Origin of the sequence: Brachybacterium sp. AOP3-A1-3 (genome assembly GCF_052378285.1) — a bacterium.
Classification (GTDB): domain Bacteria; phylum Actinomycetota; class Actinomycetes; order Actinomycetales; family Dermabacteraceae; genus Brachybacterium.
The window spans coordinates 1-898 of sequence record NZ_JBQSXM010000059.1 but is presented as its reverse complement, the minus strand read 5'-3'; the positions used below and the strand labels follow the sequence as shown (position 1 = coordinate 898).

1 protein-coding gene is annotated in these 898 nt (G+C 58.5%); it reads left to right on the top strand.

What is annotated here, in order from left to right:
* On the top strand, window positions 1–600 hold a 600-nt coding region (locus ACT3T5_RS19575; protein ID WP_444595328.1), incomplete at its 5' end, for a hypothetical protein.
* Window positions 601–898 lie beyond the last annotated feature (298 nt).

The following is an 898-nucleotide window of genomic DNA, read 5'->3' as shown; positions in this document are numbered from 1 at the left end:
GCAATGGAGGCCGCTTCGCAAGCACTATGGATAACTGCGGGCGGGACACCGCGCGAGTGTGCGCGTCGGCATATATCCCTCATCCGTTGGGACTATGAGGAGTATCGCAAGAGCGGCGCTGATATACAGTTCAAGAAGCGGGTGAAGGAGCGGGACGAAAACCTGCTAGCCCGCGTTAAGAGCGATTTCACAGAGTCTGAGCTAAAACCACCCGGGCATCTCCAGGTTCTTCGTGAAGCCGCCCCGGCGGCAGCACTCAATGCGGACCACGTTGAGGCAATTTGGCGGGCGGCGAGCGGTGCGGCGCACGGGCGAGCCTGGCCTGCCTTGGCACTTCAGCACGTAGTTCCGCTCCGAGAGTACGAGCCGGGTCAATATACAACCTTTAGGATACCGGACACTAACGCAATGACCGATGTGCTAAATATTGCTGACGCAATCACGTCGCGTGCGGTGTTGGATCACGCTGGTTCCTGCGGTGCGGACGTCGGCAAGTTAATAAAGGATGCGGGATTGGCACTTTCTCGGCAGATTCCACTTAGGGATGGTGTCTCACGCGAAGCGATGCTGAACCTGTTCAATATCGAGGAGCAAGACTAGATGTTCGCCGGTATCCCCAGAGCGTTGTACTAGTGCGTTCGACACTTTACGTCTGCAGCGACATGACTTTCCAGTCGTCAGTGAGGTGGCTCGCGAGAGGAGAATGGAGCATGTGATTCCCTCACAGCCCGATTCCCCAGACGGGTGGATGTTGGCGGGGGTGGCGCCTGCCGTGCAGCGCGCGCGATAGAGGAGCGCGGTAGCCCCCGATATGTAAGCCGCCAGTCACTTCTTAGCGAACGGGTCGAAGTAGGATCGCTGGATGTAGGCCTCAAGCTCTGCGTTCTCGACCCGCCAC